This is a genomic window from Polaromonas sp. P1_E1_2, from assembly GCF_056406035.1.
The window spans coordinates 1-3,104 of the sequence record NZ_JBFUAZ010000510.1 but is presented as its reverse complement, the minus strand read 5'-3'; the positions used below and the strand labels follow the sequence as shown (position 1 = coordinate 3,104).

At 57.5% G+C, this 3,104-nt stretch carries 3 protein-coding genes; all 3 read left to right on the top strand.

Going from position 1 to position 3,104, the window contains the following annotated elements; translation table 11 throughout:
- The first annotated feature begins 230 nt into the window (after nt 1–230).
- Nucleotides 231–1,493 carry a DEAD/DEAH box helicase gene (locus tag AC1D1P_RS19025; RefSeq protein WP_477674048.1) on the top strand — a complete coding sequence of 421 codons (1,263 nt, stop codon included), beginning with the start codon at nt 231–233 and terminating at the stop codon, nt 1,491–1,493.
- A gap of 96 nt (nt 1,494–1,589) precedes the next feature.
- On the top strand, nt 1,590–2,462 hold the full coding sequence (locus AC1D1P_RS19020) for a hypothetical protein (protein WP_477674047.1): 873 nt from the start codon (nt 1,590–1,592) through the stop codon (nt 2,460–2,462).
- A gap of 129 nt (nt 2,463–2,591) precedes the next feature.
- Nucleotides 2,592–3,104: restriction endonuclease (locus tag AC1D1P_RS19015; protein WP_477674046.1), on the top strand; the 513-nt coding region annotated here is incomplete at its 3' end.

Here is a 3,104-nt window from a genome sequence, read left to right as displayed (position 1 = left end):
AGCAAATAGTGGCTGCAGCCCAATAAGAACGTGCGCGAGCAGCTATATTTTTCATAGCAGCCTCGTGGGGCAGGTAGATGCACAAGGCAATGCAGCCACCACCCACCCGCCAAATACAGCCTTGAAGAAGGCCCGAGGCTTAAACTTGGGGCTTCAGACGGCAGCGCACCGCCTCACCGCACGCACCCTGCGCGCGGCCCTCCCCTTCTTCTCTCCTTCACACTTTCCCCATGCCCTTTAGCTCACTCGGTTTTACGCCCTCGCTTTTGCCGCTGCTGCTGCGCGCCCTGGAGGAAAAAGGCTACACCGCGCCCACCCCCATCCAGTCCGCCGCCATTCCGGCCATTCTTGAAGGGCGCGACGTGCTCGGCTCGGCCCAGACGGGTTCGGGCAAGACGGCGGCTTTTTCGCTGCCGCTGCTGCAGCAGCTAGCCAACTCACAAACCTCAGCTACCGGTCAGCATCGGCCCGTGCGCGCCCTCATCCTCGTGCCCACACGCGAGCTGGCCGCGCAGGTCGGTGAGGCCATCGTCAGCTTTGCCAAATACCTGCCCAAACGGATCAAAGTGGCCATCGTGTTTGGTGGCGTGTCGATCAACCCACAGATGATGAATTTGCGCGGCGGCGCCGACATCGTCGTCGCAACACCCGGCCGCCTGCTCGATCTGATTGACCACAATGCCTTGACGCTGGGCAACACCGGCACCCTGGTGCTCGACGAAGCCGACCGGCTGCTGGACCTGGGCTTTGGCGAAGAGCTGAACCGCATCCTCGCCCTGCTGCCGGCCAAACGCCAGACATTGTTTTTTTCAGCCACCTTCCCGCCCGCAATTGAAGCGCTGGCGGCCAGCCTGCTGCACAACCCGCAGCGCATCGAGGTAGAGGCTGTGGTGCAAGCCGTGCCCGACATCACCCAACGCGCGATTGAAGTCGACGCCCCCCGCCGCACCCAGCTGCTGCGCCACCTGGTGCAGACCGAAAAATGGGAACGCGTGCTGGTCTTCGTCGCCACCAAACACGCCGCCGAGATCGTGGCCGACAAACTGCGAAAAGTAGACATAGAAGCCGAACCCTTCCACGGYGAACTCAGCCAGGGCAAACGCACCCAGGTGCTGCAGGACTTCAAGATCAAGGCCGTGCAGGTGGTGGTGGCCACAGATGTCGCCGCACGCGGCATCGACATTGCGCAGATGCCCGTGGTGGTGAACTACGACTTGCCGCGCTCAGTGACGGACTACACCCACCGCATAGGCCGTACCGGCCGCGCCGGCGAATCGGGTATTGCCGTGAGTTTTGTGAGCGCGGCGACCGAGGCTCACTTTAAGCTGATCGAAAAGCGCCTGGGCATTAAGGTGGCGCGTGAGCAGGTCGTGGGGTTTGAGCCGGTGGAGGTGGCGGCGGTGAATCCGGCAGACCCTGCGGGGACCGGCGGGGTCAAGGGGAAGCGGCCTAGCAAGAAGGATAAGTTGCGGGCTRCGGCGGCCGAAAAATAACATTCAGAGTGCCTCTTTTTGAAAGAGGACACATTTGAATCTTTCACTTCCGAACTTGTAGCCAAAATAGCTCATGAACCAACATATCGGCCTTGTATGACGCTGGTAGTAGCGCGACGAAGTGAGGGTCGCATCTACATGGTCGGCGACACGAAATTCACGCCGGACATCGCAGACGGTCGGGTTGGGCAAAAAAATTTCATCGGCGGACTGAAAATTGTTTTGCTTCATCCTGGTGTCACCATCGCATTCGCCCACGACATCGGGAGTGCCAAGAAGGCAATTGAGGGTATCCACACGCGCGGAGTTGACCTTTTTAACAAAACCGCCGTCCTTAACTACCTCCTGGATCACCACCGGCGCTCACTGCAACGGGACGACGATACGATGGTAGAGTTCATCGCCGCATTTGAACTGGACACCCGGGACTCGGAGCTTTTCACGGTCAAGCATGGAGAAATCATGTGCGTGGATGCCGGGTACGTTGGAAGCAACGTCGCATACAACAACTTTCTGCATCACGAGCATCAACTTGCCATCACGGTGCCAACGTTCCCACCCCTCGTTGTTGCGATGCAGGCACTTGATGCAGTGATCCGCAGCCCAGACTCAGCACTCCAAATCGTGGATGGATTCACGGTCGCACTGCGGCACAGCGAGAACGATGGTTTTATTTATGTTCAACGACTCACGATCGAAGGACGACCAACACCCGTCCAACCCGGTCCCATGGCGCCTGTGACTTTCGGTGGTGCGCCAGCAGGCGCGAACGAATGGGCCATCGGCTCGTCACCGGGAGATAGATTCGGTGTTCTCACAGCCTACTGCCACACAGGATCCTTCGGCGTCATTTACTGTCCAGCGCTTGATTTCACTCCCCGAATCGTTAGAAATTGCACCGCTATGGACCTCGCTGCTGAATCGTTGCTCGAGGTCAACCAGATCAAAACAATCCTCGATCGACATTGACGTTCACATTGACGATTGCCGTACGCTCAGATTAGGTCACTAGCGAATGTCTGCTTGAGATCGAAGCAAACGTCATCCTGCGTTACGCGACGGAAAGTACACTGAGTCTCCTTACTCAGGAGGGCGGACATGCGCAACGATGGGAGATCTCTGGAGAAACTAGTCGAATTCGTCGAACAATCCCTTGCTCAAGACGGATTTGATGTACAGGTGAACAAGAAATTGTTCGATGAACGCGGTGCACAACTTGCCGAGTTCGATGTTGTCGTCAAAGGGAAATTCGGCAGCACCAATATTTCCTGGCTAATCGAGTGCCGAAATCGACCTAGCGCAGGTGCAGCGCCAAGTGAGTGGGTGCAGCAACTGGCGGGTCGGCAGGCGCTCTTCAATTTCAATAAAATCACAGCTGTCTCGACCACAGGTTTCTCACCCGCTGCGATCGAGGCGGCTAAGAAACTCGACGTTGAACTACGCGAGGTTACCGCTACAACGGCCACCGATCTCCTCTCTTGGCTGCGCACCAGCGAGGTCGAACTTGTTCAGAACAACGTCAGGCTTGGTGACATTGCAATTGTCCTCGACAATAGCGAAATCAACCCCGAGATACGTACGGCAGTGGATGAAATATTCGCGACCTCGAAA

Excerpts from the sequence above, each read along its gene's own strand:
- AC1D1P_RS19020 (WP_477674047.1), top strand. The coding sequence starts at position 1,590 with ATGACGCTGGTAGTAGCGCGACGAAGTGAGGGTCGCATCTACATGGTC.